Source organism: Pseudomonas sp. YQ_6 (assembly GCF_043103245.1).
Lineage (GTDB): Bacteria > Pseudomonadota > Gammaproteobacteria > Pseudomonadales > Pseudomonadaceae > Aquipseudomonas > Aquipseudomonas alloputida.
Genome location: NZ_JBICJR010000061.1, coordinates 124545 through 149875 on the forward strand (window position 1 = coordinate 124545; position 25331 = coordinate 149875).

23 protein-coding genes, 1 other RNA gene and 1 pseudogene are annotated in these 25331 nt (G+C 62.6%); 12 read left to right on the forward strand and 13 right to left on the reverse strand.

Annotation, left to right across the window (positions count from 1 at the left end; translation table 11 throughout):
• Positions 1 to 6 precede the first annotated feature (6 nt).
• The 4 genes from ACF8FG_RS21175 to ACF8FG_RS21190 are packed head-to-tail and all read right to left on the reverse strand — an operon-like array spanning position 7 to position 3592.
• Complete coding sequence (locus ACF8FG_RS21175) at positions 7 to 489, reverse strand: DUF4442 domain-containing protein (protein ID WP_010955722.1); 483 nt, start codon at positions 487 to 489, stop codon at positions 7 to 9.
• Entirely contained in the window at positions 486 to 1685 is a 1200-nt protein-coding gene (gene ubiH, locus ACF8FG_RS21180) for a 2-octaprenyl-6-methoxyphenyl hydroxylase (protein ID WP_014592796.1), read from the reverse strand. The genes ACF8FG_RS21175 and ubiH overlap by 4 nt, the downstream gene beginning before the upstream one ends.
• Positions 1682 to 3016, reverse strand: a complete 1335-nt coding sequence (pepP, locus tag ACF8FG_RS21185) for a Xaa-Pro aminopeptidase (RefSeq protein ID WP_003253692.1) — start codon at positions 3014 to 3016, stop codon at positions 1682 to 1684. Before pepP ends, ubiH begins: the two co-directional genes overlap by 4 nt.
• A gap of 21 nt (positions 3017 to 3037) precedes the next feature.
• Complete coding sequence (locus ACF8FG_RS21190) at positions 3038 to 3592, reverse strand: YecA family protein (protein WP_014592797.1); 555 nt, start codon at positions 3590 to 3592, stop codon at positions 3038 to 3040.
• Between the two features lie 181 nt (positions 3593 to 3773).
• Between ACF8FG_RS21190 and ACF8FG_RS21195 the strand changes: the two genes are divergently transcribed.
• The 4 genes from ACF8FG_RS21195 (at position 3774) to ACF8FG_RS21210 (ending at position 5202) form a co-directional block, all read left to right on the forward strand.
• Positions 3774 to 3956, forward strand: coding sequence for a TIGR02449 family protein (locus tag ACF8FG_RS21195; RefSeq protein ID WP_029886233.1), 183 nt, complete (start codon positions 3774 to 3776; stop codon positions 3954 to 3956).
• Positions 3953 to 4273, forward strand: a complete 321-nt coding sequence (locus tag ACF8FG_RS21200; RefSeq protein WP_010955726.1) for a cell division protein ZapA — start codon at positions 3953 to 3955, stop codon at positions 4271 to 4273. Before ACF8FG_RS21195 ends, ACF8FG_RS21200 begins: the two co-directional genes overlap by 4 nt.
• Before the next feature lie 17 nt (positions 4274 to 4290).
• A non-coding RNA gene (gene ssrS, locus ACF8FG_RS21205) (6S RNA) lies at positions 4291 to 4470 on the forward strand.
• Positions 4471 to 4593: 123 nt separating this feature from the next.
• A complete protein-coding gene (locus tag ACF8FG_RS21210; RefSeq protein WP_010955727.1) occupies positions 4594 to 5202 on the forward strand; it encodes a 5-formyltetrahydrofolate cyclo-ligase in 609 nt (202 codons plus the stop codon).
• A gap of 23 nt (positions 5203 to 5225) precedes the next feature.
• Here the strand turns inward: ACF8FG_RS21210 and ACF8FG_RS21215 are convergent, their stop codons facing one another.
• Positions 5226 to 5378, reverse strand: a complete 153-nt coding sequence (locus ACF8FG_RS21215) for a hypothetical protein (protein ID WP_003253683.1) — start codon at positions 5376 to 5378, stop codon at positions 5226 to 5228.
• A 178-nt stretch (positions 5379 to 5556) separates the two neighbouring features.
• Between ACF8FG_RS21215 and ACF8FG_RS21220 the strand changes: the two genes are divergently transcribed.
• From ACF8FG_RS21220 to ACF8FG_RS21235, 4 genes are all read left to right on the forward strand, one after another.
• Entirely contained in the window at positions 5557 to 6006 is a 450-nt protein-coding gene (locus tag ACF8FG_RS21220) for an EVE domain-containing protein (RefSeq protein WP_010955729.1), read from the forward strand.
• A 95-nt stretch (positions 6007 to 6101) separates the two neighbouring features.
• The gene (locus ACF8FG_RS21225; RefSeq protein ID WP_392519184.1) at positions 6102 to 7061 is read left to right on the forward strand and encodes an HlyD family secretion protein; all 960 of its coding nucleotides are present in this window, start codon (positions 6102 to 6104) and stop codon (positions 7059 to 7061) included.
• The gene (gene rbbA / locus ACF8FG_RS21230; RefSeq protein WP_014592800.1) at positions 7058 to 9778 is read left to right on the forward strand and encodes a ribosome-associated ATPase/putative transporter RbbA; all 2721 of its coding nucleotides are present in this window, start codon (positions 7058 to 7060) and stop codon (positions 9776 to 9778) included. Before ACF8FG_RS21225 ends, rbbA begins: the two co-directional genes overlap by 4 nt.
• A gap of 1 nt (position 9779) precedes the next feature.
• On the forward strand, positions 9780 to 10892 hold the full coding sequence (locus ACF8FG_RS21235) for an ABC transporter permease (protein WP_053867777.1): 1113 nt from the start codon (positions 9780 to 9782) through the stop codon (positions 10890 to 10892).
• 483 nt (positions 10893 to 11375) lie between these two features.
• Here the strand turns inward: ACF8FG_RS21235 and ACF8FG_RS21240 are convergent, their stop codons facing one another.
• Positions 11376 to 11780 carry a flagellar basal body-associated protein FliL gene (locus ACF8FG_RS21240; RefSeq protein ID WP_014592802.1) on the reverse strand — a complete coding sequence of 135 codons (405 nt, stop codon included), beginning with the start codon at positions 11778 to 11780 and terminating at the stop codon, positions 11376 to 11378.
• A gap of 157 nt (positions 11781 to 11937) precedes the next feature.
• Here ACF8FG_RS21240 and ACF8FG_RS21245 point away from each other — a divergent pair, with 157 nt between their 5' ends.
• Entirely contained in the window at positions 11938 to 12915 is a 978-nt protein-coding gene (locus ACF8FG_RS21245) for an NADPH:quinone oxidoreductase family protein (RefSeq protein ID WP_318080046.1), read from the forward strand.
• Positions 12916 to 13080: 165 nt separating this feature from the next.
• On the opposite strand, the gene ACF8FG_RS21250 is transcribed toward ACF8FG_RS21245, so the two are convergent.
• The 5 genes from ACF8FG_RS21250 to trxA all read right to left on the reverse strand — a co-directional run bounded on the left by ACF8FG_RS21250 (position 13081) and on the right by trxA (position 18436).
• A complete protein-coding gene (locus ACF8FG_RS21250; RefSeq protein WP_012054059.1) occupies positions 13081 to 13731 on the reverse strand; it encodes a gamma-glutamylcyclotransferase in 651 nt (216 codons plus the stop codon).
• Between the two features lie 246 nt (positions 13732 to 13977).
• The gene (locus ACF8FG_RS21255; protein WP_014592804.1) at positions 13978 to 14946 is read right to left on the reverse strand and encodes a CDP-6-deoxy-delta-3,4-glucoseen reductase; all 969 of its coding nucleotides are present in this window, start codon (positions 14944 to 14946) and stop codon (positions 13978 to 13980) included.
• Positions 14946 to 16412, reverse strand: coding sequence for a 4-hydroxy-3-polyprenylbenzoate decarboxylase (ubiD, locus tag ACF8FG_RS21260; protein ID WP_392519187.1), 1467 nt, complete (start codon positions 16410 to 16412; stop codon positions 14946 to 14948). The genes ACF8FG_RS21255 and ubiD overlap by 1 nt, the downstream gene beginning before the upstream one ends.
• A 207-nt stretch (positions 16413 to 16619) precedes the next feature.
• Positions 16620 to 17879, reverse strand: coding sequence for a transcription termination factor Rho (rho, locus tag ACF8FG_RS21265; protein WP_003253661.1), 1260 nt, complete (start codon positions 17877 to 17879; stop codon positions 16620 to 16622).
• A 227-nt stretch (positions 17880 to 18106) separates the two neighbouring features.
• The gene (gene trxA / locus ACF8FG_RS21270) at positions 18107 to 18436 is read right to left on the reverse strand and encodes a thioredoxin TrxA (protein ID WP_003253660.1); all 330 of its coding nucleotides are present in this window, start codon (positions 18434 to 18436) and stop codon (positions 18107 to 18109) included.
• 253 nt (positions 18437 to 18689) lie between these two features.
• Between trxA and ppx the strand changes: the two genes are divergently transcribed.
• Positions 18690 to 20192, forward strand: coding sequence for an exopolyphosphatase (gene ppx / locus ACF8FG_RS21275; RefSeq protein WP_019437344.1), 1503 nt, complete (start codon positions 18690 to 18692; stop codon positions 20190 to 20192).
• Here ppx and ppk1 read toward each other — a convergent pair.
• A complete protein-coding gene (gene ppk1, locus ACF8FG_RS21280; RefSeq protein WP_135198824.1) occupies positions 20179 to 22422 on the reverse strand; it encodes a polyphosphate kinase 1 in 2244 nt (747 codons plus the stop codon). The genes ppx and ppk1 overlap by 14 nt on opposite strands.
• A 213-nt stretch (positions 22423 to 22635) precedes the next feature.
• On the opposite strand from ppk1, the gene ACF8FG_RS21285 reads away from it, so the two are divergent.
• Complete coding sequence (locus tag ACF8FG_RS21285; protein WP_080771103.1) at positions 22636 to 23280, forward strand: DedA family protein; 645 nt, start codon at positions 22636 to 22638, stop codon at positions 23278 to 23280.
• A gap of 501 nt (positions 23281 to 23781) precedes the next feature.
• Here the strand turns inward: ACF8FG_RS21285 and ACF8FG_RS21290 are convergent.
• Positions 23782 to 24408 (reverse strand): annotated as a pseudogene (locus ACF8FG_RS21290) (sterol desaturase family protein); the annotation flags it as partial.
• 112 nt (positions 24409 to 24520) lie between these two features.
• Between ACF8FG_RS21290 and elbB the strand changes: the two are divergent.
• A complete protein-coding gene (gene elbB / locus ACF8FG_RS21295) occupies positions 24521 to 25180 on the forward strand; it encodes an isoprenoid biosynthesis glyoxalase ElbB (protein WP_017148021.1) in 660 nt (219 codons plus the stop codon).
• The last annotated feature ends 151 nt before the right edge of the window (positions 25181 to 25331 follow it).

Consider the following 25331-nt stretch of genomic DNA (forward strand, 5'->3'; position numbering starts at 1 on the left):
CATGCCTTACGCCTGCCTCGCTTGCGGCTTGAGCCGCACGTATAGGGTTTTATCGACCCGCGCCACCAACTCGCCGGCGCCATCGCGGATATCGACCTGCAAACGCGGCAGGCATTTCTTGCCGGTGGCGGCCTGCTGGCGGATTTCGTCCAGCAGCGCATCATCGACGTGGAATTCGGCATAAACCGGGCCTTTGCCCGGCGAGATGAAATCGATGCTGGCGGCCTTGTCCCAGACGATGTAGTCGCGCCCCAGCTGCTCAATCAGCAACAGCATGTAGAACGGGTCGACCATGGCATACAGGCTGCCACCGAACTGGGTACCGACGTAATTGCGGTTCCAGCGAGTCAGTTTCATCGCCACCTTGACACTACGCAGGTCCGGGCTGATGTGCTGCACACGGATACCGGCACCCAGGTACGGTGGGTAGAGGTTCAGCATCCAGCGCAGCATGCGCGCCCGACGCGCCAGTTTACGCGGGTTGCTCATGCCTGGCCCCGCGGATCAGGGCGGGTGCCCAGGCCCATCGCCTGGCGTGCGAACCAGCTTTTTGCCGGTGGCAACAGGTCGAGCCCGAGCAGGCCAAGGTTGCGCCCGGCCGTCAGCAACGGCTGATTGCTGCCGAAGAGGCGGGTGACCTGGTCGGAGAAGCCGATGGTCATCGCCTGGTCCAGGCGCTGGCGCTGGTGATAGGCCTGCAACGTGGTCAGATCGCCAGGCTGCTGTGGCCCCGCCAGCAGCGCTTCGGCCAGGGCCTGCACATCACGCAACGACAGATTGAAACCCTGGCCCGCGATGGGGTGCAGGCTGTGTGCTGCGTTGCCCAGCACCACCAGGTGCGGCCGCACCTGCTCCTGGGCCTCGATCAAGGACAGCGGGTAGAGGTGCCGTGCGCCCACCTGGCGCAGCGCGCCCAGGCGGTATCCGAACACACCCTGCAGTTCGCGCAGGAAGCTGCGCTCGTCGATGTCGGCCAGACGCCGCGCATCCATGCCCTGGCGGGTCCACACCAGTGCGCAGCGGTTTTCCGGCAACGGCAGCAAGGCCATGGGGCCCTCTTCGGTGAAGCGCTCGAAAGCCTGGCCGCCGTGGGCCTCACCCGGGGTAATGTTGGCGATCAACGCGCTCTGCTGGTACGGCGTGTGGCGCACATGGATACCCAACTGCTCACGCAGGCCAGAGCGGCCACCATCGGCCAGTACCGCCAGGTCACATTCCAGCTGGGTGTCATCGTTCAGCCGCAGGCGATAACCGCGCTCGATGGCCTGCATCGAGGTCACTTCGGCCGGGCAGCGCCAGCTCACCACCTCGCTGTCCAGCCCTTGCCACAGGCACTGGCCGAGCCAGGCGTTTTCCACCACGTAACCCAGCGCCGGTACGCCCTCTTCCAGGGCATCCAGGCGGGTGGCGCCAAAGCGACCACGGTCGGACACGTGAATCTGGCGAATAGGCTCGGCGCGGCGACCGATGGCCTGCCACAGGCCCAGTTGCTGATAAATCTGCTGGGTGCCGAAGGACAATGCCGACGAGCGCGCATCGTAGCTGGGCTGGTAGCTGTCGCCGGGGGCGAACGGCTCGATCAGCAGGATCTTCCAGCCGCGCGCCTTGGCGCCGGCCTGCAGGGCCAAAGCCAGGCTTGCGCCAACCAGGCCACCGCCGATGATCGCCAGGTTTACCCGGCTCATGCCACGGCCTTGCGGGCAGCCTGCATCAGCGCCTCGATCTCGGCGACCGTACGCGGCACGCCCGAAGTCAGGATTTCACAACCTTGCCTGGTCACTACCACGTCGTCCTCGATCCTTACCCCAATGCCGCGCCACTTTTTGGCCACAGCCTGATTGTCGGCGCCAATGTAGATACCCGGCTCCACGGTCAGCGCCATGCCAGGTTCCAGTACCCGCCACTCGCCGCCCACCTTGTACTCGCCCACGTCGTGCACATCCATGCCCAGCCAGTGCCCGGCGCGGTGCATGTAGAAGGCGCGATACGCTTCGCTGTCGATCAGCGCCTGCACATCACCTTCGAGCAAGCCCAGCTCCACCAGGCCCGCGGTGATGACCCGCACGGTCGCCTCATGGGCGTGGTTCCAGTGCTTGCCGGGGGCTATTTCGGCAAACGCCGCCGCCTGAGCCTTGAGCACCAGCTCGTAGATGGCCTTCTGCTCTGGCGAAAACCGCCCACTGACCGGGAAGGTGCGGGTGATGTCGCTGGCATAGCAGTCGATTTCGCAGCCGGCGTCGATCAGCACCAGGTCGCCATCCTTGAGCGGCGCATCGTTCTGTTGATAGTGCAGGATGCAGCCATTGCGCCCGGCCGCAACGATCGAGCCGTAGGCCGGCATCTTCGCCCCGCCCTTGCGGAATTCGTAGTCCAGCTCGGCTTCCAGGCTGTACTCGTGCAGCCCGGCGCGGCAGGCCTGCATGGCCCGCACATGGGCCCGCGCAGAAATGTCTGCAGCAGCACGCATCACCTTCACTTCCGCCGCCGATTTATACAGGCGCATATCGTGCAGCAGATGATCCAGCGCAACGAACTCGTTCGGTGGCTGGGCGCCCAGGCGTGCCTTGGAGCGGATCACGTTGATCCAGTCCATCAGACGGCGGTCGAACTCCGGGTTGCTGCCCATGGCGCTGTAGACCCGCTCGCGGCCTTCGATCAGGCCAGGCAGGATCTCGTCGATATCCGTGATGGGGAAGGCATCGTCAGCGCCGAAATCGCGCACCGCCCCTTCCTGGCCGGCCCGCAGGCCGTCCCACAGCTCGCGCTCGGGGTTGCGTTCACGGCAGAACAGCACGTACTCGCCATGCTCACGCCCTGGAATCAAAGCAATCACCGCCTCGGGCTCCGGGAAGCCGCTGAGGTACTGGAAGTCGCTGTCCTGGCGGTACACGTGCTCGACGTCGCGGTTGCGGATGGCAACCGCAGCGGCGGGCAGAATGGCGATGCTGTTGGGGACCATCTGCGCCATCAGCGCCTTGCGCCGACGGGCATACTCGGCCTTGGGAATGTGGCTCATGGGCAGACTACCCTTGGTTGATCAGTGCAGCGAGGGCTTGGGCGCGGGTGCGGCCGGCTTGGCCAGCTCGGAGAACAGCAGCAGGGGCGCCACGCGCAGGTATTCCATGACTTCCATGTAGTCGCTCTCACCGTCCTCGGACTCTTCGAGCGCTTCCTGGACCTGCGAAATGGCCACCAGGTCCTGCAGCACTTCCTTGGCCTCGTCGGACAAGTCCTTACCGCCAGCGTTCAGGCCGAAACCGGTCACGAAGCCTTGGCACCACTGGCCCAGCGCGGTGGCGCGGTCGCTCAGTGCAGCATCATCGGAAGGCAGCAGCAGGACAATCGCCATGTCGTCGCTGGTCAGCTCACCCTTGACCATTTCCTGCAAGCCGACCAAGGCATTGCGGACACTGTCACCAGGCTCGATTTCCAGCAGTTGGGCGGCATCGGCCAACCAGGCATCGGCATCGAAGCCGGCGCCGGCGCAGCTGCGGCCAATCAGCAGGCCGTGCAGTTCGGCCGGGGTGACAGGATGGCCATTGCTCGAGAGCAGCATGGCGAAAGCGTTGTAGGGCGATTGAGTATTGGGCATGGGCAGCTAGGCGCCAGACGGCGCAATGTCTAGAATGAAGACCTTGTATCCTAGCACCGGCAGGCGCGCCAAGACCATCGGCACTGGCCGTTGCCGCCCAGGGAGAGGCATCATCGCCAGGTGAGTCAACGACGGAGCGAATCGAGTGCAACCCACGCAAGAGAACGACCTGCAGGCACTGATGAGCCGATTCGAGTTGCTGATCGAACGCGTCGAGCAACTAAAACGGCAAAATGCACTCCTAGTAGCTCAGGAAAAATCCTGGCGCGAAGAGCGCGCCCACCTCATCGAAAAGAACGAGATCGCCAAGCGCAAAGTCGAGTCGATGATTTTACGCCTCAAGGCTCTGGAGCAAGACTCATGAGTTCAAGCAATAGCGTCACCGTGCAGATCCTCGACAAGGAATACTCGATCATCTGCCCGCCGGAAGAGCGCAACAACCTGGTCAGCGCTGCGCGCTACCTGGACGGCAAGATGCGCGAAATTCGCAGCAGCGGCAAGGTGATCGGTGCCGACCGCATCGCGGTCATGGCAGCGTTGAACATTACCCACGAAATGCTGCACCGCCAGGAAGACCGCAACGACGCGCCAGTCACCGGCACGAACCGCGAACAGGTGCGCGACCTGCTGGATCGGGTAGATAAGGCTTTGTCCGACGACACGGATACCAAAATCGGCTGAGATTGGTATACTGGCGCCACTCCCTGGGGGATGCGCCAGTCGGTTATGTCCCTGAGCCGATACGCACAACCACGGGGGTTGCACGCTGGGGCCGGTGTGCATGTCCGCCCGACGGAAAGCCTTAACGCCCCCTGCAATCTCCACCTTGAACTTTCGGGTTCAAGGGCTACACCGATAGCGGTCTTATCGGGGAGCCTGAATTTCCTTGCCCGCCCACCGGCGGGCAATTCGTTTTGGCCGACTTTATTCAAGCTTTGTACGACGATTCACCCGCAGGCACTGTTCGTACTAAAGCCAGCACATCTGGGATCGCCCGTGCCATGACCGAAAACGTGCCGCTCACCCGCCCCCAGCTACGTCGCCTGCTTCGCAATGCCCGCCGCGCCCTTACCCCTGCCCAGCAACGCCAGGCCACCCTCGGCCTGTACCGCCAGCTGGCGCAACACCCCTTGTTCCGCCGCGCCCGCCACATTGCCCTGTACCTCCCCAACGACGGTGAAATCGACCCTCGCCTGCTGATGCGCGAAGCCCAGCGTCGCGGCAAGTGCATCTACCTGCCGGTACTGCACGCCTGGCCGCGCACGCGCATGGTGTTCCAGCGTTTTGAGCAGGGTGAGAAGCTCAAGCCCAACCGCTTTCGTATTCCAGAGCCGATTATCGATCGCAAACGCCAGCGGCCGATCTGGGCGCTGGACCTGATTCTGCTACCGCTGGTCGGGTTTGACGAAGTGGGCGGCCGCTTGGGTATGGGCGGTGGCTTCTATGATCGCAGCCTGGCCTACCAGGCGCGTCGGCAAACCTGGAAAAAACCATTGCTGCTGGGGCTGGCGCATGAATGCCAGAAGGTCGAGCGGCTGGCGCAGGCCAGTTGGGATGTTCCGCTGCAGGGCACGGTCTCGGACCGTGGCTGGTACCTGGCGCCACGTTGAGCGGCGCCAGCGGGGGGGGGGTATCAACGTTGTGGCTGGCTGGCGTCGACCGGCATCTGATAGGCGTTGTCCAGCTTGCGCTCCCAGAAGCCTTGCGCATAACCGGTAGTGACCACACCCAGGCCAAAAATGAACACCAGGATCCACAGCAGATCCGGCTTTTTACGTTGATTCATCGAAGATTGCCCCCCAGGCAAACTGTTCAGTACTCGGCGATATTCTGGGTACCGCCGGCGCACGCGCTTTAAACGGGGCGCATTTTCCGACAACATGCGTCCGCACGCAAACCTTGACGCCAACCGGCTGTCGGTTTGGTGCAACAGGTTATTTCAAACCTTTTCAGGAGCAGCATTCATGGCTTACTGGCTGATGAAATCCGAGCCCGACGAGCTCTCCATCGAAGCCCTTGCACGCTTGGGTGAAGCGCGCTGGGACGGCGTGCGCAACTATCAGGCGCGTAATTTTCTGCGGGCCATGAGCGTGGGTGACGAATTCTTCTTCTACCACTCCAGCTGCCCGCAACCCGGCATCGCCGGCATTGCCAGAATCACCCGCGCAGCCTACCCCGACCCGACCGCGCTGGACCCTGAAAGCCATTATCACGACGCCAAGGCCACGACCGACAAGAACCCGTGGAGCGCGGTGGATGTGGCCCACGTACAAACTTTCCCAAGGGTGCTGGAACTGGGGCGACTGAAACAGCAGGCCGGTCTGGTCGAGTTGCCGCTGGTGCAGAAAGGCAGCCGCCTGTCGGTCATGCCGGTAACGCCCGAGCAATGGGCGGTGATTGTCGCATTGCGCTGAATAGGCAGCTAAGGTCAAGGGCTTGACCGATATCAACACGCCACACATGGCCGCCAGGCATGATGTACCGTGCATGACCGCAAGGATGCTGAACGATGAACCGATATGCCCCTAGAATCTTCGCCACTGCACTGATCGCACTGCTCGCTGCAGCCGGCGGGCTGGGGTACTGGAAGTCGCTCCACGACCAGTTGCCCGAAGGCCTGAGCATGGGCAACGGCCGCCTTGAAGCCACCGAAGTGCAGATCGCCAGCAAGATCCCCGGTCGCCTGGCCGAAGTACTGGTCGATGAAGGCGACAACGTGACCCGTGGCCAGCTACTGGCGCGCATCGACACCCGCACCATGGAAGCCCAGCGCAGCCAGGCCGAAGCCGAAGTGCTGCGCGCCCGGGAAAACTACGCCGCCGCCCAGGCCAGCGTGCAACTGCGCCAGAGTGAACTGCTGTTGGCCAGCCAGGAGCTCAAGCGCGTACGCGAAATCTTCCAGCGCAAGTTCGCCAGCCAGCAGTTGCTCGACCAACAGCAGGCGCGCTTTGACACGGCAAACGCAGCAGTAGTGGCTGCCCGCGCCCAACTGGCAGCGATCAAGGCCGCCATTGGCGCCGCCGAAGCTCAAGTGGCGCAGCTCACCAGTGAAATCGACGACAGCAGCCTGCGTGCGCCCATCAACGGCATCATCCAGCTGCGCCTGGCCGAACCCGGTGAAGTGCTGGGTGCCGGCGGTCGTGTGCTGATGCTGATCGACCCCAGCGACCAGTACATGAACCTGTACCTGCCGGCGTCCACCAGCGGCCGACTGACCGTAGGCGACCAGGCGCGCATCGTGCTCGACGCCCTGCCCGAGCGCGCGCTGCCGGCCAAGGTGGCCTTTGTCGCAGCCAAGGCCCAGTTCACCCCTAAACAGGTGGAAATCCGCGACGAACGGCAAAAGCTGGTGTTCCGGGTCAAACTGCGCCTGAGCGACCCGGGCGCCGTGCCGCAAGCCAAACCAGGCATGCCAGGCGCCGGCTATGTACGCACGGCTGAGGTGGACTGGCCGGCCAACCTGCAATGAACGCCCCGGCACTGCTGGCCGAAGGCATCAGCCACCGTTACGGCGATCTGATAGCCCTCCACCCACTAGGCTTCAGCCTCCCTGTGGGTACCCGCTGCGCGCTGATCGGCCCTGACGGGGCTGGCAAATCGACCCTGCTGGGGCTGATCGCCGGCGTGAAACGCCTACAGCAGGGAGAGCTGCAGGTGCTGGGCGGCTCGATCCGCCAACGCCGCCATCGCACGGCGCTCTACCCCAAAGTGGCGTTCATGCCGCAGGGGCTGGGCAACAACCTGTACCCGGAACTGTCGATCAGCGAGAACATCCGCTTTTTCGCCACCCTGTTCGGGCTGGGCCGCCGCGAGAGTGAGCAGCGCATGGCCAATCTGTTGCAGGCCACCGACCTGCAGCGCTTTGCCCAGCGCCCGGCCGGCAAGCTGTCGGGTGGCATGAAGCAGAAGCTGGGCCTTTGCTGCGCGCTGATCCACGAGCCAGACCTGCTTATCCTGGACGAGCCGACCACCGGCGTCGACCCACTGTCGCGGCGGCGCTTCTGGGAGCTGGTTGAACAGGTTCGCGCACAACGCCCGCAACTGACCCTGCTGGTGGCTACCGCCTACATGGAAGAAGCCGAACAGTTCGAGCATTGCCTGATGCTCGATGGCGGCCGGCTGCTGGCCGCCGGCCCTAGCCACGAACTGGCTGCAGTCACCCCGAGCGGCAAACTGGATGACGCCTTTACCCATTACCAGGGCGCGGGCAAGGCGCAGCATCAACCACTGGCAATCCCGCCGCGCCAAGCCACGGACGGCCCGGTCGCCATCGAGGCACACGACCTGACCCTGCGTTTTGGCGACTTCACAGCGGTGAACAAGGTCAGTTTCGCCATTGGTCGCGGGGAGATCTTCGGCTTCCTGGGGTCCAACGGTTGCGGCAAGACCACCACCATGAAAGTGCTTACCGGCCTGATGCCGGCCAGCGAGGGCAGCGCCAGCCTGCTGGGTCGCCCGGTGGACGCCAGCGACCTGGCCACACGCAAGCGGGTCGGCTTCATGTCGCAGAGTTTCTCTCTGTATGGCGAGCTCAGCACCCGGCAGAACCTGGCCCTGCATGCCCGCCTGTTCGACTTGCCCAAAGCCGAGAGCGCCCAGCGCATCGATGAGCTGATCGAGCGCTTCGACCTTGCAGCTATCGCCGACCAACCGTCTGGCGCCCTGCCCCTTGGTTTGCGCCAGCGCCTGTCGCTGGCAGTGGCGGTTCTACATCGTCCGGAAGTGTTGATCCTCGACGAACCGACCTCCGGCGTCGACCCGGCCGCCCGCGACGACTTCTGGCGCCTGCTGGTAGAGCTGTCCCGCGAGCAGGGCGTGACCATTTTCCTCTCCACCCACTTCATGAACGAAGCCCAGCGCTGCGATCGTATTTCCCTGATGCACGCCGGGCGGGTGCTGGCCTGCGACACGCCCGATGCCCTGCAGCACCAGTACCAGGGCGACACACTGGAGGACGCGTTCGTCCGCTGCCTGGAACAGGCCCAGGAACTGGCGCCAACCGCCACCGACAGCAGTGTGCTGGAACAGGCGTCCACCCCCACCCTACCGCTACGCCAGGGCTTCAGCCTGCGCCGCCTGCTGGCAGTGGCCGGCCGTGAGGGCAAGGAGCTGCTGCGCGACAAGGTGCGCCTGGCCTTCGCCTTACTGGGTGCAGTGTTCATGATGGTGATCTTCGGCTACGGCATTTCACTGGATGTGGAAAACCTCGCCTTTGCCGTGCACGATCAGGACCAGAGCCCGCAAAGTCGTGCCTACCTCGAAGCCTTCCGTGGCTCACGCTACTTTGCCGAACAGGCGCCGATCCGCGACAGCAGCGAGCTGCACCAGCGCCTGCAACGCTCGGAAATCAAACTGGCACTGGAGATTCCGCCCGGCTTTGGCCGCGACCTGTACGCAGGGCGCCAGCCGGTGGTGGCTGCCTGGCTCGACGGTGGCATGCCGTTCCGCGCAGAAACCAGCCGCAACTACGTGGAAGCCGTGCACCAGGCCAACCTGGAGCAACTGGCAAAGGTCAGCCCACAACCGCAGCCACGCCAGGACCCGGTGCGCCTGGAAACGCGTTTCCGCTACAACCAGGATGTGGTCAGCGTGAACGCCATCGGACCGGGCGTGATGGCACTGATACTGGCCTTCATTCCGGCCATGCTCACGGCACTGGGCATCGTGCGCGAGAAGGAGCTCGGCTCCATCACCAACTTCTACGCCACCCCCCTCACCCGCCTGGAATTCCTGCTTGGCAAGCAGATGCCTTACCTGGCTGTGAGCCTGGTCAACCTGGCGCTGCTGGTGGCGATGAACCGCTGGCTGTTCGCCGTACCGCTCAAGGGCAGCGTACTGGCTTTGGCATGTGGCGGTGTGGCCTACCTGCTGGCAACCACCAGCCTGGGCCTGCTGATTTCGGCATTCACCCGCACCCAGATCGCCGCCATTCTCGGCACCATGATCATTACCAGCCTGCCGACCATCCAGTTTTCCGGGCTGATCGTGCCACGCTCGTCGCTGGACGGCGCAGCAGCGGTGATGGGCCAGTTGTTCCCGGCGGGCTACTTCCTCGACATCGCAGTCGGCACCTTCACCAAGGCGTTAGGCCTGCGCGAATTGTGGCCGCAGTGCCTGATTCTGCTGAGCTTCTTTGCCGCGTTCACCGGCCTGAGCCTGGCAATGCTGAAAAAGCAGGAGGCCTGACATGTCGCGCCTGAACCACACCCTGCGCGTGGGCCTGAAAGAACTGACCAGCCTGCGCCATGACAGCGTCCTGCTGCTGTTCCTGCTATATGCCTTCAGCGTGGCGATCTACATGCCGGCAGCCGGCTCGGTGATCGGCGTACACAACGCCAGCGTGGCGGTGGTGGATGAAGACCATAGCCTGCTCTCGCGCAAGCTCAGCGAAGCCCTGCAACCGCCCGAGTTCCAGCCAGCCGTGCCGCTGCCCCCGGACCGCCTGGACCAGGCCATGGACAGCGGCCAGTACACCTTCGTCATCAACGTACCGGTGAACTTCCAGAGCGACCTGCTGGCCGGGCGCTCGCCGGAGCTGCAGATCAACGTCGATGCCACGGCCATGAGCCAAGCGTTCATGGGCGCCGGCTACATCGGCCGCATCTTCGAGCGTGAGCTGCTCGACTACAGCCAACGTGGCAACGTGCAAAGCCCGGTGCTGATCAACCCCAAGGCGCTGTTCAACCCCAACCTGGAGGGGGGCTGGTTTCTGGCTGTGATCCAGATCGTCAACAACATCACCATCCTGGCGATCATCCTCACTGGCACCGCGCTGCTGCGTGAGCGTGAGCACGGCACCCTCGACCACCTGTTGGTGCTGCCGCTGACCGCGCTGGAGATCATGCTGGCCAAGATCGGCAGCAACGCGCTGGTGGTGGTGATCTGCACCTGGATTTCGTTGGTGGTAGTCGTCAAAGGTGCACTGGGCGTGCCGCTGTCTGGCTCGATGGGGCTGTTCCTGGCCGTGACCGCGCTGTACCTGTTCGCCAGTACATCGCTGGGTATTTTCCTCGCCACCCTGGCGCGCTCGACGCCGCAGTTCGGCCTGCTGGCGATCCCGGTGATCATCCCGATGCTGTTGCTGTCCGGCGGCAGCACACCTCTGGACAGTATGCCGCAGTGGCTGCAGTGGGTGATGCAAGGGTCACCCTCAACGCACTTTGTCAGCCTGAGTGCCGCAATCCTGTTCCGGGATGCCGGGTGGGCGGTGGTATGGCCGGATATCCTGGCGCTGGGCCTGATCGGCCTGGTGTTCTTCAGCGTGGCGCTGGTACGGTTTCGTCGGAGCCTGGCGTCTTGAAGGCATGCGCGAGCGTCCGCCGAAAATTGGAAAACTGGCACAAAGACAAAGGGCGCCTTTCGGCGCCCTACTCACAGACAGGTCGACTTGTCATCGCCATATACCTGCCCGGCTCTGTAATTGCTGGTCGAACCAGGATCCTCAGAGTCTTACAAGCCCCTTGCGGGAACAGGCTGATTATCACGCATCGAGCGTAACATTGACAACAGACCGCTCTGTTGCTGGATGTGTGAAACCCAGCGTAAAGCCAACTGCAGCCCTCACGGCGGCGAAATGCTCTGGCCGCATTTTAAAGGTCATGTATTCCCGACCACTTCCTTGCCGCGATTTGACCCGACATCTGTCCAATCTGGAGGTAGCCACCGTGTAGATCATGTCGCACTTGGCCCAGCATGGCTTACAGGAAAGACAGAAGGGTCCTACACACGGGGTAAGCCTGGATTCAATCCGACTTACCAGTGATGGACCTCACACTGTTTCAGGTCACTGCACAATCAGGTTGTTGAACAGCAAGTCTTCAACGATCGGCTTGCCCTCTTCCGCCTCCAGCACCTGCTGCACCTGTTTCAGCGCCTCTTGGCGAAGATGCTCCTTGGCCTCGACGTTGCTCATGCTGTCCACCGTCTGCTGGGTGAACAGTGCCACCAGCTGGTTACGGATCAGCGGTTCGTGGTGCTTCACCGTCTTGGCCGCTTCGTCGCCCGTCACGCGCAGGGCCACGTCAGCCTTGTACACGCGCAGCCGCGGGCTGCCGTCGAGCGCATAGTTGCCAACGAAGGGCGGGCTCAGACTGATGTAGGCGACCTTGGGCACCCCTTCCTTGGCTTCCTCGGCCATGGCCGCAGCCGGCAGCAGCAGCGCCAGCACCATCATGATCCACGCTTTCACGAATTCGCTCCTCAATACAGTTGGCGCCAGCTTACCCAGCACACCGCTCAAACCCAAGCCCGGGCTTATGCCGGCCCATCAGGGCGGGCCATGCTCGTTGACCTGCCAAGCGGCCCTCCTACACTTATCGGCCACTACCCGCAAAGGAATAGCCCCGATGAAAGCTGTGTTGTGCAAAACCCTGGGTCCGGCGCGTAACCTGGTGCTGGAAGAAGTGGCCAGCCCACTGCCGAAGAAGAACGAGATCCTGCTGGACGTGCAGGCTGCCGGGGTCAACTTTCCCGACACCTTGATCATCGAAGGCAAGTACCAGTTCCAGCCACCGCTGCCGTTCTCTCCAGGTGGCGAGGCAGCGGGCGTGGTGGCCGCCGTCGGCGAAAAGGCCGGCGCGTTCAAGGTAGGTGACCGGGTCATGGCGCTCACCGGCTGGGGTGCGTTCGCCGAGCAAGTGGCGGTGCCGTTCTATAACGTTCTGCCGATCCCGGTAAGCATGGACTTCACCACCGCTGCGGCCTTCGGCATGACCTACGGTACCTCGATGCACGCCCTGCGCCAGCGTGGCCAGTTGCAAGCCGGCGAGACCCTGCTGGTACTGGGCGCTTCCGGCGGGGTGGGCCTGGCGGCGGTGGAGATCGGCAAGGCCATGGGCGCGCGGGTGATCGCGGCGGCCAGCAGTGCCGAGAAACTGGCCGTGGCCAAGGCTGCCGGGGCGGATGAGCTGATCGACTACAGCCAGGCCAACCTGCGCGAAGAAATCAAACGCCTGACCGGCGGCCAGGGCGTGGACATGATCTATGACCCGGTCGGTGGCGAGCTGTTCGAACAAGCGGTGCGCGGGCTGGCCTGGAATGGCAGGCTCTTGGTGGTGGGTTTTGCCAGCGGCAGCATTCCACAACTGGCGGCCAACCTGGTGCTGCTCAAGGGCGCGGCAGTACTGGGCGTGTTCTGGGGGGCATTTGCCCAGCGCCAGCCGGAGGACAACGCGGCCAACTTCCACCAGCTGTTTGCCTGGCATGCCGAGGGCAAGTTGAAGCCGCTGGTGTCGCGGACTTATCCACTGGCAGAAGCCGGGGCTGCTATCGAGAAGCTGGGGCAACGGCAGGCTGTGGGTAAGTTGGTGGTGCTGGCCAGGTAAGGCAGTACGGGCCTCTGCGCGGTCGCCTGTAGGAGCGGGTTTACCCGCGAAGGGGGCGGGCCTGCCGGCCAATTCCACCCGCCGTTCACCGTTGTCGCCACCACCGTATTCGCGGGTAAACCCGCTCCTACAGGGTTTACCCGCGAAGAGGCCGGAACAGGTTGCTCAGACTTCGCGCAGATTGTGGCAACGCCTGAATCGCGCTTCCAGGTTGCGATCGGGCATCTGGTGACTGCGCAGTGCATTCAAGGTCTGCTCGACATAGTCCCGCGTGGTGCCATAACGCCCCTTGGCACTGGCCAGGATCTGGCTGAGCAAGGTATCCGGCAAGTTGCCGGCATAGCACGGCAGATGCCGCTCCAGTACAAAGCCCAAGGCCTGCACCTTGCTACCATCGCCCAGGCGGCAGTTGAGCCAGTGCGGCCGGTAGGCCGGATAGGGCATCTCGCGTTGCCACAAGGCCATCAGTGAGTCGTCCAGGTTGCGTTCATCCAGCCGGTAGGCAAAGCCGCTGCAGGAACCACCGCGGTCCAGGCCAAACACCAGGCCGGGCGTTTCCGGGGTACCGCGATGTTCATGCGACCACAGGTACAAGCCACGGTGATAGCCATGTACCCGCGCGCGCTGGCGCTCCACCGAATTGCACTCCGGGCGCCAGATCAACGAGCCATAGGCAAACAGCCACACCGGCCCGCCCTGGTGCCTGGACATGGTTGTTTTCATGGAGCTGAACAACTGTTCGCGAGTATGTTGCTGACCGAAATCGAGTGCCGGAGGGTATGAAACTTCCCAAGACATACTTTCAAGTGCCGACATAAGCTGCCGCCATTATTCCTGTGAACTACGGATGTAGCGAGATTCGATTACGCTGCGGCCCCAGGCCGCTGTACCAAGGGCGCTTGCAGTAACCATAGGCCAGAATTGCAGGAATACTCAAGCCTTTGAGCACGCGTTTCATACGCGTCTCCGACGATTGGGAAGTACTGTTTCAGCAGCGGTGAAAGTTATTGGCCAAGGCGGTAACAATTACCGCCTTATACCGACACTTTCAAACTTCGGTTATTAACCGCGCGGCGCGTAGGCAAACACATCGGCACGCATGCGGTGCGCATCCATACCGGCTTCGACCAGGGCGTCGAGCGTGGCATAGATCATGTTCGGTGAGCCGCTGGCATACACATGCACGCTATTGAGGTCGGCAATGTCTTCGCAGACCGCTTCATGCAGCATGCCGCAGCGACCTTCCCAGCCGCACAGGTCGCTGACCACTTGATGCAGGAACAGGTTAGGCAGGCGCTGCCATTCGTCCCAGTGTTCGATCTGATAGAAATCCTCCGGCCGGCGCACCCCCCAGTACAGGTGTACCGGGTGCTTGAAGCCCTGAGCCCGGCAGTGCTCGACCAGGCTGTGCATCTGGCCCATGCCGGTGCCAGCGGCAATCAGCACCAGCGGCCCGTCAGGCAGCTCGGCCAGATGGGTGTCGCCAAACGGCATTTCGATGCGCGCCAGGCCATTTCGCCTGAGCTGGTCGATCAGTTGCACCGCACTGGGCTCACGCGCCAGCACATGCAGCTCCAGTTCACGCCCGGCATGTGGCGCGGACGCCAGCGAGAAGGCTGCCTGCTTGCCGCCCTCACGTTCGATCATCAGGTATTGCCCCGCGTGGTAGCGCAGAGGCTTGCCGGCAGGCGCACGCAGGCGCACCCGCCAGACGTCGCCGCCGACGTCGACGCACTCACTGACGCTGCACGCCAGCTTGCGCACTGGCAGTTCGCCCAAGGCAAGCACACCGTCCCAGAGCAACACGCAGTCCTCCAGCGGTTCGGCAATGCAGGTGAACAACTCGCCATGGTCGCGGACTTCGCCATCCTGGCGAACCCGCCCTTCAACCAACAACGCGGCGCAAACATGGCAATTGCCATTGCGGCAGCTGTTTGGGCAGTCATAGCCCAGCCGCCGTGCTCCATCCAGGATCCTTTCCCCGGGTTCAAGCGCCAGCACCGCCCCGGACGGCTGCAACGTTACCTGCATCAATCTATTCCCAACTGATCCCACAGCTCATCGATACGGCGGGTGACGGCCTCATCCTTGACGATGACCCGGCCCCATTCGCGTGTAGTCTCGCCCGGCCACTTGTGAGTAGCGTCCAGGCCCATCTTCGAACCCAGCCCCGACACCGGTGACGCAAAGTCCAGGTAGTCGATCGGAGTGTTGTCAATCATTACCGTATCACGCTTGGGGTCCATGCGCGTGGTAATGGCCCAGATCACATCGTTCCAGTCACGAGCGTTGATATCGTCATCGGTGACAATAACGAACTTGGTGTACATGAACTGTCGCAGGAACGACCACACACCCAGCATTACGCGCTTGGCGTGGCCGGGGTACTGTTTCTTCATGGTCACCACCGCCATGCGGTACGAGCAGCCTTCCGGCGGCAGGTAGAAGTCGGTGATTTCCGGGAACTGCTTCTGCAGGATCGGCACGAAGACTTCGTTCAGCGCCACGCCGAGAATGGCCGGCTCATCTGGCGGCCGGCCGGTGTAGGTGCTGTGGTAGATCGGTTTTTGCCGGTGGGTGATGCGCTCGACAGTGAACACCGGGAAACTGTCCACTTCGTTGTAGTAGCCCGTGTGATCGCCGTACGGGCCTTCCGGGGCCATTTCGCCCGGGTGGATCACCCCTTCCAGAATGATCTCGGCGGTTGCCGGTACCTGCAGGTTGCTGCCACGGCACTTGACCAGCTCGGTGCGATTGCCCCGCAGCAGGCCGGCGAAGGCGTACTCGGATAGGGTGTCCGGGACCGGGGTCACGGCGCCGAGAATGGTCGCCGGGTCAGCGCCCAGGGCCACGGCGACCGGAAACGGCTGGCCGGGGTTCTTCTCGCACCACTCTCGGTAGTCGAGGGCGCCGCCACGGTGGCTGAGCCAGCGCATGATCACCTTGTTGCGGCCGATCACCTGCTGGCGGTAGATGCCCAGGTTCTGGCGGTCCTTGTTCGGGCCCCGGGTCACTGTGAGGCCCCAGGTAATCAGCGGCGCCACGTCGCCAGGCCAGCAGTGCTGAATCGGCAGCGTGCCAAGGTCGACATCGTCACCCTCGACCACCACTTCCTGGCACACCGCGTCCTTGACCACTTTTGGCGCCATCGACACGACCTTCTTGAAGATCGGCAGCTTCGACCAGGCGTCCTTCAGGCCCTTGGGCGGCTCGGGCTCCTTGAGGAAGGCCAGTAGCTTGCCGATTTGCCGTAGTTCGCTGACCGACTCGGCGCCCATGCCCATGGCCACCCGCTCCGGGGTACCGAACAGGTTGCCCAGCACGGGGATATCGAAGCCGGTGGGCTTTTCGAACAGCAATGCCGGGCCCTTGGCGCGCAGGGTGCGGTCGCAGACCTCGGTCATTTCCAGGACGGGGGAGATCGGTACCTGGATGCGCTTGAGCTCGCCGCGCTGTTCCAGGCCACGGATGAAGTCGCGCAAGTCGCGATACTGCATGCAGGAGCCTCGTGTTGGCCGTATCGGTCGGGGTGCAGAGTGTAGCGCCGTTCGGGCCTTGTTTGGGGGTGAAAATGCATTGGGGCCGCTATGCATCCCTTCGCGGGCAAGCCCGCTCCTACAAGGGCCGCAATGACCTGTGCAGGAGCGGGCTTGCCCGCGAAGGGCCGCAAGGCGGCCCCAATCAATCCAGCCTGAAACGCTCGCTTACTTGCGCTTCATCGACAGGAAGAACTCATCGTTGGTCTTGGTCTGCTTGAGCTTGTCGACCAGGAACTCGATGGCAGCGATTTCGTCCATCGGGTGCAGCAGCTTGCGCAGAATCCACATACGCTGCAGCTCGTCGTCAGCGGTCAGCAACTCTTCGCGGCGGGTGCCGGAGCGGTTGATGTTGATGGCCGGGAACACACGCTTCTCAGCAATGCGGCGGTCCAACGGCAGCTCCATGTTGCCGGTGCCCTTGAACTCTTCGTAGATCACTTCGTCCATCTTCGAGCCGGTTTCAACCAGCGCAGTGGCGATAATGGTCAGCGAACCGCCTTCCTCGATGTTCCGCGCAGCACCGAAGAAGCGCTTGGGCTTCTCGAGGGCGTGGGCGTCGACACCACCGGTCAGCACCTTGCCGGAGCTCGGGATCACGGTGTTGTAGGCACGTGCCAGTCGAGTGATCGAGTCCAGCAGGATAACCACATCTTTCTTGTGCTCGACCAGGCGCTTGGCCTTCTCGATCACCATCTCGGCAACCTGCACGTGGCGGGTTGGCGGCTCGTCGAAGGTGGAAGCAACCACTTCGCCACGCACGGTGCGCTGCATTTCGGTCACTTCTTCCGGGCGCTCGTCGATCAGCAGGACGATCAGGTGGCACTCGGGGTTGTTGCGGGTAATATTGGCCGCAATGTTCTGCAGCATGATCGTCTTACCGGCTTTCGGCGGGGCAACGATCAGGCCGCGCTGGCCTTTGCCGATCGGGGCGCAAAGGTCGATGACGCGACCGGTCAAGTCTTCGGTGGAGCCGTTACCGGCCTCCATCTTCAGGCGCTTGTTCGGGAACAGCGGCGTCAGGTTTTCGAACAGGATCTTGTTCTTCGCGTTTTCCGGGCGGTCGAAGTTGATGGTATCGACCTTCAGCAGGGCGAAGTAACGCTCCCCTTCCTTCGGTGGGCGGATCTTGCCGACGATGGTGTCGCCGGTACGCAGGTTGAAACGGCGGATCTGGCTGGGCGAGACATAGATGTCGTCTGGGCCGGCCAGGTAGGACGCATCAGCCGAACGCAGGAAACCGAAACCATCCTGGAGAATCTCCAGCACGCCGTCACCCGAGATCTCTTCGCCGCTTTTCGCATGCTTCTTCAGCAGGGCGAAAATCACGTCCTGTTTGCGCGAACGGGCCATGTTTTCGATGCCCATCTGTTCGGCCATTTCCAAAAGATCGGTAATCGGCTTTTGCTTGAGTTCAGTCAGGTTCATAAGGGGAATGACGTAATCATGTAAGAAGGGAGAATTAAGCTTCTGGCTTAATGAGGCCGCGCCGCTGGATGGCGACAGGATCGCGTACTGATTCGAATTAGGGATGCTTCGGCGACGGCATGTAGAGGGCACTGGAAAAGCAGTGCGAGGCCGAATGTAACACTTGCTTTTTTCTGCGTCTAGTGCTCTGAAAAAGAAAAGCCCCGCATTTGCGGGGCCTTTTCACATCACAGGTGGGCGTCGAGGAATGCGGCCAGCTGCGATTTGGACAGTGCACCAACCTTGGTGGCTTCGACGTTGCCGTTCTTGAACAGCATCAGCGTCGGGATACCACGCACACCGTGCTTGGCCGGGGTTTCCTGGTTCTCGTCGATGTTCAGCTTGGCGACGGTCAGTTTGCCCTCGTAGGTGGAAGCGATGTCGTCCAGAACCGGAGCGATCATCTTGCATGGACCGCACCATTCAGCCCAGTAGTCGACCAGTACCGCGCCTTCGGCCTTCAGGACATCGGCTTCGAAGGAGGCGTCGGTGACATGTTTGATCAGATCGCTGCTCATGGATATCTCCAGGGTCGTAAGCAAAAAACGTGGCCCATGATAGCCGCACCTACGCCGGACAGGAAGCCACGGACGATTGAGTGTAACTATAGTTGCGCAAGACGCCGCGAATCGAAACTGTCATATGGCCGTCATAGAATCGAATGGCACATTGCCTTGCATCAAGGCCAGTACAACGGCTGAGTGTCACGCGTTGGCGATAGCCTGCTATCGTGGCACGATTGCCAGGTTAACGACCGAGAACAACCAGATCATGCCGCATACCATCGCGAAGAACCTGTCCCTGATCGCCGCCATCGACCTTGGCTCCAACAGTTTTCACATGGTCGTGGCCAAGGCCCACCATACCGAAATCCGCATCCTTGAGCGGCTCGGCGAGAAGGTTCAACTGGCCGCAGGCATCGACGAAGAGCGCATGCTCAGTGAAGAGGCAATGGAAAGAGGCCTGGATTGCCTCAAGCGCTTTTCCCAGCTGATCAACGGCATGCCGGCAGGCTCCGTGCGCATCGTCGGCACCAACGCCTTGCGCGAAGCGCGCAACCGTAACGAATTCATCCAGCGCGCCGAAGCCATCCTCGGCCACCCGGTGGAGGTCATCTCCGGCCGTGAAGAGGCGCGCCTGATCTACCTGGGCGTGTCGCACACCCTGGCCGACACACCCGGCAAGCGCCTGGTGGCCGACATCGGCGGCGGCAGTACCGAATTCATCATTGGCCAGCGCTTCGAGCCGCTGCTGCGCGAAAGCCTGCAGATGGGTTGCGTGAGCTTTACCCAGCGCTATTTCCGCGACGGCAAGATCACCCCGGCCCGCTATGCCCAGGCCTACACTGCCGCGCGCCTGGAACTGATGAGCATCGAAAATGCCCTGCACCGCCTGACCTGGGATGAGGCCATCGGCTCATCCGGCACCATTCGCGCCATCGGCGCGGCCATCAAGGCCGGCGGCCTGGGCAATGGCGAGGTCAACGCCGAAGGCCTGGCCTGGGTCAAACGCAAGCTGTTCAAGCTGGGCGAAGTCGACAAGATCGACTTCGACGGCGTCAAGCCGGACCGCCGCACTATCTTCCCGGCGGGCTTGGCGATTCTCGAAGCCATCTTCGATGCCCTTGAATTGCACCGTATGGATCACTGCGACGGCGCCCTGCGCGAAGGTGTGCTGTTCGATCTGCTCGGCCGTCACCACCACGAAGATGTGCGCGAACGCACCCTGAACTCGCTGATGGAGCGCTATCACGTGGACCAGGGCCAGGCTGCGCGCGTCGAGCGCAAGGCGTTGCACGCATTCGACCAGGTGGCCGATGCCTGGGACCTGAAAGACGGAAACTGGCGCGATCTACTGGGCTGGGCCGCTAAAGTTCACGAAATCGGGCTGGACATTGCCCATTATCACTACCACAAGCACGGCGCCTATCTGATTGAGCACTCGGACCTGGCAGGCTTTTCCCGGGAAGATCAGCAGATGATGGCCCTGCTGGTGCGTGGCCACCGCCGCAACATTCCCAAGGACCGTTACGCCGAACTGGGTGATGAAGGGGTCAAGCTGCTGCGCCTGTGCGTGTTGCTGCGCTTCGCCATCCTGTTCCACCACATCCGCGGCACCCAGCAGATGCCAACGGTAGAACTGCACGGCGGGGACAACAGCCTGGATGTAGCCTTCCCTGAAGGTTGGCTGGAGCAGAATCAGCTGACCCAGGCTGACTTCGCCAACGAGGCGGAGTGGCTGGCCCGGGTCGGCTTCGTCCTCAGCGTACGTTGAGGACCGGGTTGCTCAGGCGCTCCAGCAGGGTCGCCTGAACGCTGCGCGGGTTCTGGTTGCCGGTCGGGGTGCTGCGCACGTAGCGCCCGTCGGGCTGCAAGGTCCAGGCGTGGGTATTGTCGGTCAGGTAGCCTTCCAGCTCCTTCTTCACCCGCAGCAACAGTTTCTTGCCTTCCACCGGGAAGCAGGTCTCGACACGCTTGTCGAGGTTGCGCTCCATCCAGTCGGCGCTAGACAGGTAGATCTGCTCTTCGCCGCCATTGAGGAAGTAGAACACCCGCGTGTGCTCGAGGAAGCGGCCAATGATCGAGCGCACCTGGATGTTGTGCGAAACCCCCGGAATGCCCGGGCGCAGGCAGCACATGCCACGCACCACCAAGTCGATTTTCACGCCCGACTGGCTGGCCTTGTACAGCGCCTTGATGACTTTGGCGTCGGTCAGCGAGTTGAACTTGGCGATGATGTGCGCCGGCTTGCCTTCGAGGGCAAACTGGGTTTCCCGCGCGATCATGTCGAGCATGCCCTTTTTCAGGGTGAACGGCGCATGCAGCAGCTTCTTCATGCGCAGGGTCTTGCCCATGCCGATCAGCTGGCTGAACAGCTTGCCGACGTCTTCGGTGAGCGCATCGTCAGAAGTCAGCAGGCTGTAGTCGGTGTACAGGCGGGCGTTGCCGGCGTGGTAGTTACCGGTACCCAGGTGCGCGTAACGCACGATCTCGCCCTGCTCGCGGCGCAGAATCAGCATCATCTTGGCGTGGGTCTTGAAGCCAACCACACCGTAGATCACTACCGCACCAGCCGCTTGCAGGCGGCTGGCCATCTGCAGGTTGGACTCTTCGTCAAAACGCGCACGCAACTCGATCACCGCAGTGACCTCCTTGCCGTTACGCGCCGCGTCCACCAGGGCGTCGACGATTTCCGAGTTAGCCCCCGAGCGGTACAGGGTCTGGCGCACGGCGAGCACGTGCGGGTCCTTGGCGGCCTGGCGCAACAGGTCGACCACTGGCGTGAAAGACTCGAACGGGTGCATCAGCAGGATGTCCTGCTTGCTGATCACACTGAAAATGTTGTCAGCGTTCGCCAGCAGCTTGGGGATCGCCGGGGTGAACGGCGTGTATTGCAGTTCCGGGTGGCTGTCCAGGCCGGTGATGCTGAACAGGCGGGTGAGGTTGACCGGGCCATTGACCTGGTACAGCTCGCTTTCGCTGAGGCTGAACTGCTTCAACAGGTAGTCCGACAGGTGTTTCGGACAGGTGTCGGCCACCTCCAGGCGCACGGCGTCACCGTAGCGGCGCGAGAACAGCTCGCCGCGCAGCGCGCGGGCCAGGTCGTCGACCTCTTCAGAGTCCAGCGCCAGGTCGGCGTTGCGCGTCAGACGGAACTGATAGCAGCCCTTCACCTTCATGCCCTGGAACAGGTCGTCGGCATGCGCGTGGATCATCGACGACAGGAACACGTAGTTTGCACCCGGGCCGCCCACCTCTTCCGGCACGCGAATAACCCGCGGCAACAGGCGTGGTGCCGGGATGATCGCCAGACCCGAGTCGCGACCGAAGGCGTCCACCCCCTCGAGCTCGACTATGAAGTTGAGGCTCTTGTTCACCAGCAGCGGGAACGGGTGAGTCGGGTCGAGGCCAATCGGGGTAATGATCGGGGCAATTTCGTCGCGGAAGTAGCGGCGTACCCAGGTCTTGAGCTTGGGTGTCCAGTAGCGGCGGCGGATGAAGCGGATCTGGTGCTTTTCCAGCTCAGGCAGCAGCACGTCGTTGAGGATCGCATACTGACGATCCACCTCGATGTGCACCAGTTCGCTGATGCGCGCCAGCGCCTGGTGCGGCTGCAGGCCATCGGCGCCGGCCTGTTCACGGGCGAAGTTGATCTGCTTCTTCAGGCCGGCGACGCGAATCTCAAAGAACTCGTCGAGGTTGCTGGAGAAGATCAACAGGAACTTGAGGCGTTCCAGCAGCGGGTAGTTCTCGTCCAGTGCCTGCTCCAGCACCCGGATATTGAACTGCAGTTGCGAGAGTTCGCGATGAATGTACAGGCTGCTGTCGTCCAGGCCAGGGACGGCGATGGCCGGGGACGGCGCGGGCACCGGAGCCACAGGCTCGACCACCTGTTCCGCTACAGCCTCGGCCACCGGAGGCAGGTCTGGCGGGGTCTGCAGCATCTCTTCTGGGAGCTCCTGAGCATCCTTGATCGCGACAGGGCTTAGCACTTCATTATTCATCTGGCGTTCCTGAGGACGTTAACGCCCTATCATCTATTGAGCGGCAAGATAAGCGCTCATTATGACGCCCGTGTTACACACATCGGCAAGCCGTGGCAAGTGGCCTCTGGCATTGTCTGCGCTGGAAATGTTCACGTCGAGACACATTTGGACACTTTCACGAACGCGCGCGAAGGGGTAGGCTGCGCGTTCATTTCGCCAGCACCTCAGAAAATGCTTCAACAATTCCTGCAGGATTTCGGCTACTTCGCCCTTTTTCTAGGCACCTTCTTTGAAGGCGAGACCATTCTGGTGCTTGCGGGATTCCTTGCGTTCCGCGGTTACATGGATATCAATCTGGTATGCCTGGTGGCCTTCTTCGGCAGCTACGCGGGCGACCAGTTGTGGTACTTCATGGGCCGACGCCACGGGCGCAGGATCCTGGCGCGCAAGCCGCGCTGGCAGGCAATGGGTGACCGGGCGCTGGACCACATCCGCCGCCACCCCGATATCTGGGTGCTGAGCTTCCGCTTTGTCTATGGTTTGCGCACGGTCATGCCGGTGGCCATCGGCCTGTCGGGTTACCCGCCACGCCGTTACCTGCTGTTGAACGGGATAGGCGCGGGCGTCTGGGCAGTGGCCCTGGGCGCCGCCGCCTACCACTTCGGCGCCATCCTCGAAGGCTTGCTGGGCAACGTCAAGCGTTACGAGCTATGGGTGCTTGGCGGCCTGGTGGCGCTGGGCGGCCTGCTGTGGCTGCGCCGGCGCTTCCGTACTCTGCGCGCAGAGCGCAGGGCGGCGAGCCAGGCCCAGCCCCCAGAGGCTGAGCAGGCTGTAGGCCACGAGCAGAAGCCAGGCCAGCGGCGCGACCACCGCTAAGCCCAAGGCGCCGGCCAGGTACAATGCCGGCGCATTCAGACACAACCGCGCCAACTCCAGGCGTGCAGACCAGGGCCGGTTCTCCAGCAACGCGCCCAGCACGAACAAACCAAACGCCATCAGTGACCAGCCGAGCACCAGCGCGGCGACCGACACGCGGTCGGCCACGTCCATCAGGTAGCTGCCCAAGGCCACATAAACCACGAACTGCGCCGCCACATAGGCTTGTTGCCCGCGCCCCAGGGCAATCTCGAACTTGCGAAACAGCGCCAGGTCCTGCTTGGCCTGTGGGTAGCGTGCGGCCACATCGGCCGGGCGCCAGCCGGTAGGCATGAACCAGATACGCAGCTTGTCCCACAGGCTGGTGGTGCGCCGGGCGTCATGCCAGAGCTGGGCATAGAACTGCAGGTTGGCCCATAGCGGGTTCCAACTGGCCAGCGGTGTGGTCACCCCGAACACCACCGGTTCGGCCGGGTCCTCCTCCTTGAAAGTGCCGAACAGACGGTCCCAGAGAATGAACACACCACCGTAATTGCGATCCAAGTAAGCAGGGTTTTGCGCATGGTGGACGCGATGATTGGACGGCGTGATCAACACCCACTCCAGCCAGCCAAGCTTGGGAATATGCCGGGTATGTACCCAGAACTGATACAGCAGGTTGAGCGAGGCCACGGTAATGAACACCAGTGGCGGCACGCCCAGCAGCGCCAGCGGCAGGTAGAACAGCCACGAGAAGATGAACCCGCTACTGGTCTGGCGCAGCGCCGTGGTGAGGTTGTACTCCTCGCTCTGGTGATGCACCGAGTGCGCAGCCCACAGCACGTTGCGCTCATGCCCCAGGCGGTGCAGCCAGTAGTAACAGAAGTCGTACAGGACGAAGGCCAGCAACCAGACCCACCCTGCCTGCGCCGGCAATTGCAGCAGCGCCAGGTGCTCGAAGACCAGGGCATAGGTGACCAGCCCTACGCCTTTGGTCAGCAGGCCGGTACTGGTCGACAGTGCGCCGGTACTCAGGCTGTTGATCGAGTCGGCCAGGGTGAAATTGCGCTGGCCGCGCACGCGGTCGGCGACCAGCTCTACGGCTATCAGCACAAAAAAGAACGGTACGGCCAGCAGTATCAGGTCCATGGGCGCGACCTCAGGCGTTATCCACCAAGATTAGGCCGCCCCCACAGGAATCCCTATGGCGACATCTGCCAAACTAGAGGACATTTAGCGCCTCGACACTGGAGTAATGAGCATGACAAAAAAAGTAGCGGTGATTCTTTCCGGCTGTGGCGTGTATGACGGCGCCGAAATCCACGAAAGCGTGATCACGCTGCTGCGCCTCGACCAGCGCGGTGCGCAGGTGCAGTGCTTCGCGCCGAACATCGCACAGATGCATGTAATCAACCATCTGACCGGCGAAGAAATGCCCGAATCGCGCAATGTGCTGGTGGAGTCGGCGCGCATCGCCCGCGGCGAGGTCAAGGATATCCGTGAGGCCAAGGCCGAAGACTTCGATGCGCTGATCGTGCCGGGTGGTTTCGGGGCAGCAAAAAACCTCTCCAACTTTGCCGTGGAAGGCGCCAATTGCAGCGTGAACCCAGACGTGCTGGCTTTGGCCGAAGCCTTCGCCGACGCCTGCAAACCCGTTGGCCTGATCTGCATCTCGCCGGCGCTGGCGGCGAAGATCTATGGGCCGGGCGTGGTCTGCACCATCGGGAGCGATGCCGGCACTGCGGCGGCTGTCGAAAAGATGGGTGGCACCCATGAAGAATGCGATGTACACGACATTGTCGAAGACACCCAGCGCAAGCTCGTGACTACCCCGGCGTACATGGAGGCCAAGTCGATCAGCGAGGCGGCGGGCGGGATCTACAAGCTGGTGGACCGAGTGCTGGAGCTGACGCACGAGTAAGTTACTGCGTTAGCTTCTTCGCGGGCATGCCCGCTCCCACAGGTCCAGCGCAGGCTTCAAGGCCACGCGGTACCTGTGGGGCAACTGTCTTGCTCAAATCTGAAAAGCCTGCGCGATCGCCTGTAGGAGCGGGTTTACCCGCGAACACCGG

Coding starts and splice junctions, on each gene's coding strand:
- ppx (WP_019437344.1), top strand. CDS start 18,690: ATGCCGCATACCATCGCGAAGAACCTGTCCCTGATCGCCGCCATCGAC.
- pepP (WP_003253692.1), bottom strand. CDS start 3,016: ATGAGCCACATTCCCAAGGCCGAGTATGCCCGTCGGCGCAAGGCGCTG.
- ACF8FG_RS21175 (WP_010955722.1), bottom strand. CDS start 489: ATGAGCAACCCGCGTAAACTGGCGCGTCGGGCGCGCATGCTGCGCTGG.
- ubiH (WP_014592796.1), bottom strand. CDS start 1,685: ATGAGCCGGGTAAACCTGGCGATCATCGGCGGTGGCCTGGTTGGCGCA.
- ACF8FG_RS21250 (WP_012054059.1), bottom strand. CDS start 13,731: ATGTCGGCACTTGAAAGTATGTCTTGGGAAGTTTCATACCCTCCGGCA.
- ACF8FG_RS21255 (WP_014592804.1), bottom strand. CDS start 14,946: ATGCAGGTAACGTTGCAGCCGTCCGGGGCGGTGCTGGCGCTTGAACCC.
- ACF8FG_RS21200 (WP_010955726.1), top strand. CDS start 3,953: ATGAGTTCAAGCAATAGCGTCACCGTGCAGATCCTCGACAAGGAATAC.
- ACF8FG_RS21220 (WP_010955729.1), top strand. CDS start 5,557: ATGGCTTACTGGCTGATGAAATCCGAGCCCGACGAGCTCTCCATCGAA.
- ubiD (WP_392519187.1), bottom strand. CDS start 16,412: ATGCAGTATCGCGACTTGCGCGACTTCATCCGTGGCCTGGAACAGCGC.
- ppk1 (WP_135198824.1), bottom strand. CDS start 22,422: ATGAATAATGAAGTGCTAAGCCCTGTCGCGATCAAGGATGCTCAGGAG.
- trxA (WP_003253660.1), bottom strand. CDS start 18,436: ATGAGCAGCGATCTGATCAAACATGTCACCGACGCCTCCTTCGAAGCC.
- rho (WP_003253661.1), bottom strand. CDS start 17,879: ATGAACCTGACTGAACTCAAGCAAAAGCCGATTACCGATCTTTTGGAA.
- ACF8FG_RS21285 (WP_080771103.1), top strand. CDS start 22,636: ATGCTTCAACAATTCCTGCAGGATTTCGGCTACTTCGCCCTTTTTCTA.
- rbbA (WP_014592800.1), top strand. CDS start 7,058: ATGAACGCCCCGGCACTGCTGGCCGAAGGCATCAGCCACCGTTACGGC.
- ACF8FG_RS21215 (WP_003253683.1), bottom strand. CDS start 5,378: ATGAATCAACGTAAAAAGCCGGATCTGCTGTGGATCCTGGTGTTCATT.
- ACF8FG_RS21190 (WP_014592797.1), bottom strand. CDS start 3,592: ATGCCCAATACTCAATCGCCCTACAACGCTTTCGCCATGCTGCTCTCG.
- ACF8FG_RS21225 (WP_392519184.1), top strand. CDS start 6,102: ATGAACCGATATGCCCCTAGAATCTTCGCCACTGCACTGATCGCACTG.
- ACF8FG_RS21210 (WP_010955727.1), top strand. CDS start 4,594: ATGACCGAAAACGTGCCGCTCACCCGCCCCCAGCTACGTCGCCTGCTT.
- ACF8FG_RS21195 (WP_029886233.1), top strand. CDS start 3,774: ATGAGCCGATTCGAGTTGCTGATCGAACGCGTCGAGCAACTAAAACGG.
- ACF8FG_RS21235 (WP_053867777.1), top strand. CDS start 9,780: ATGTCGCGCCTGAACCACACCCTGCGCGTGGGCCTGAAAGAACTGACC.
- ACF8FG_RS21245 (WP_318080046.1), top strand. CDS start 11,938: ATGAAAGCTGTGTTGTGCAAAACCCTGGGTCCGGCGCGTAACCTGGTG.
- elbB (WP_017148021.1), top strand. CDS start 24,521: ATGACAAAAAAAGTAGCGGTGATTCTTTCCGGCTGTGGCGTGTATGAC.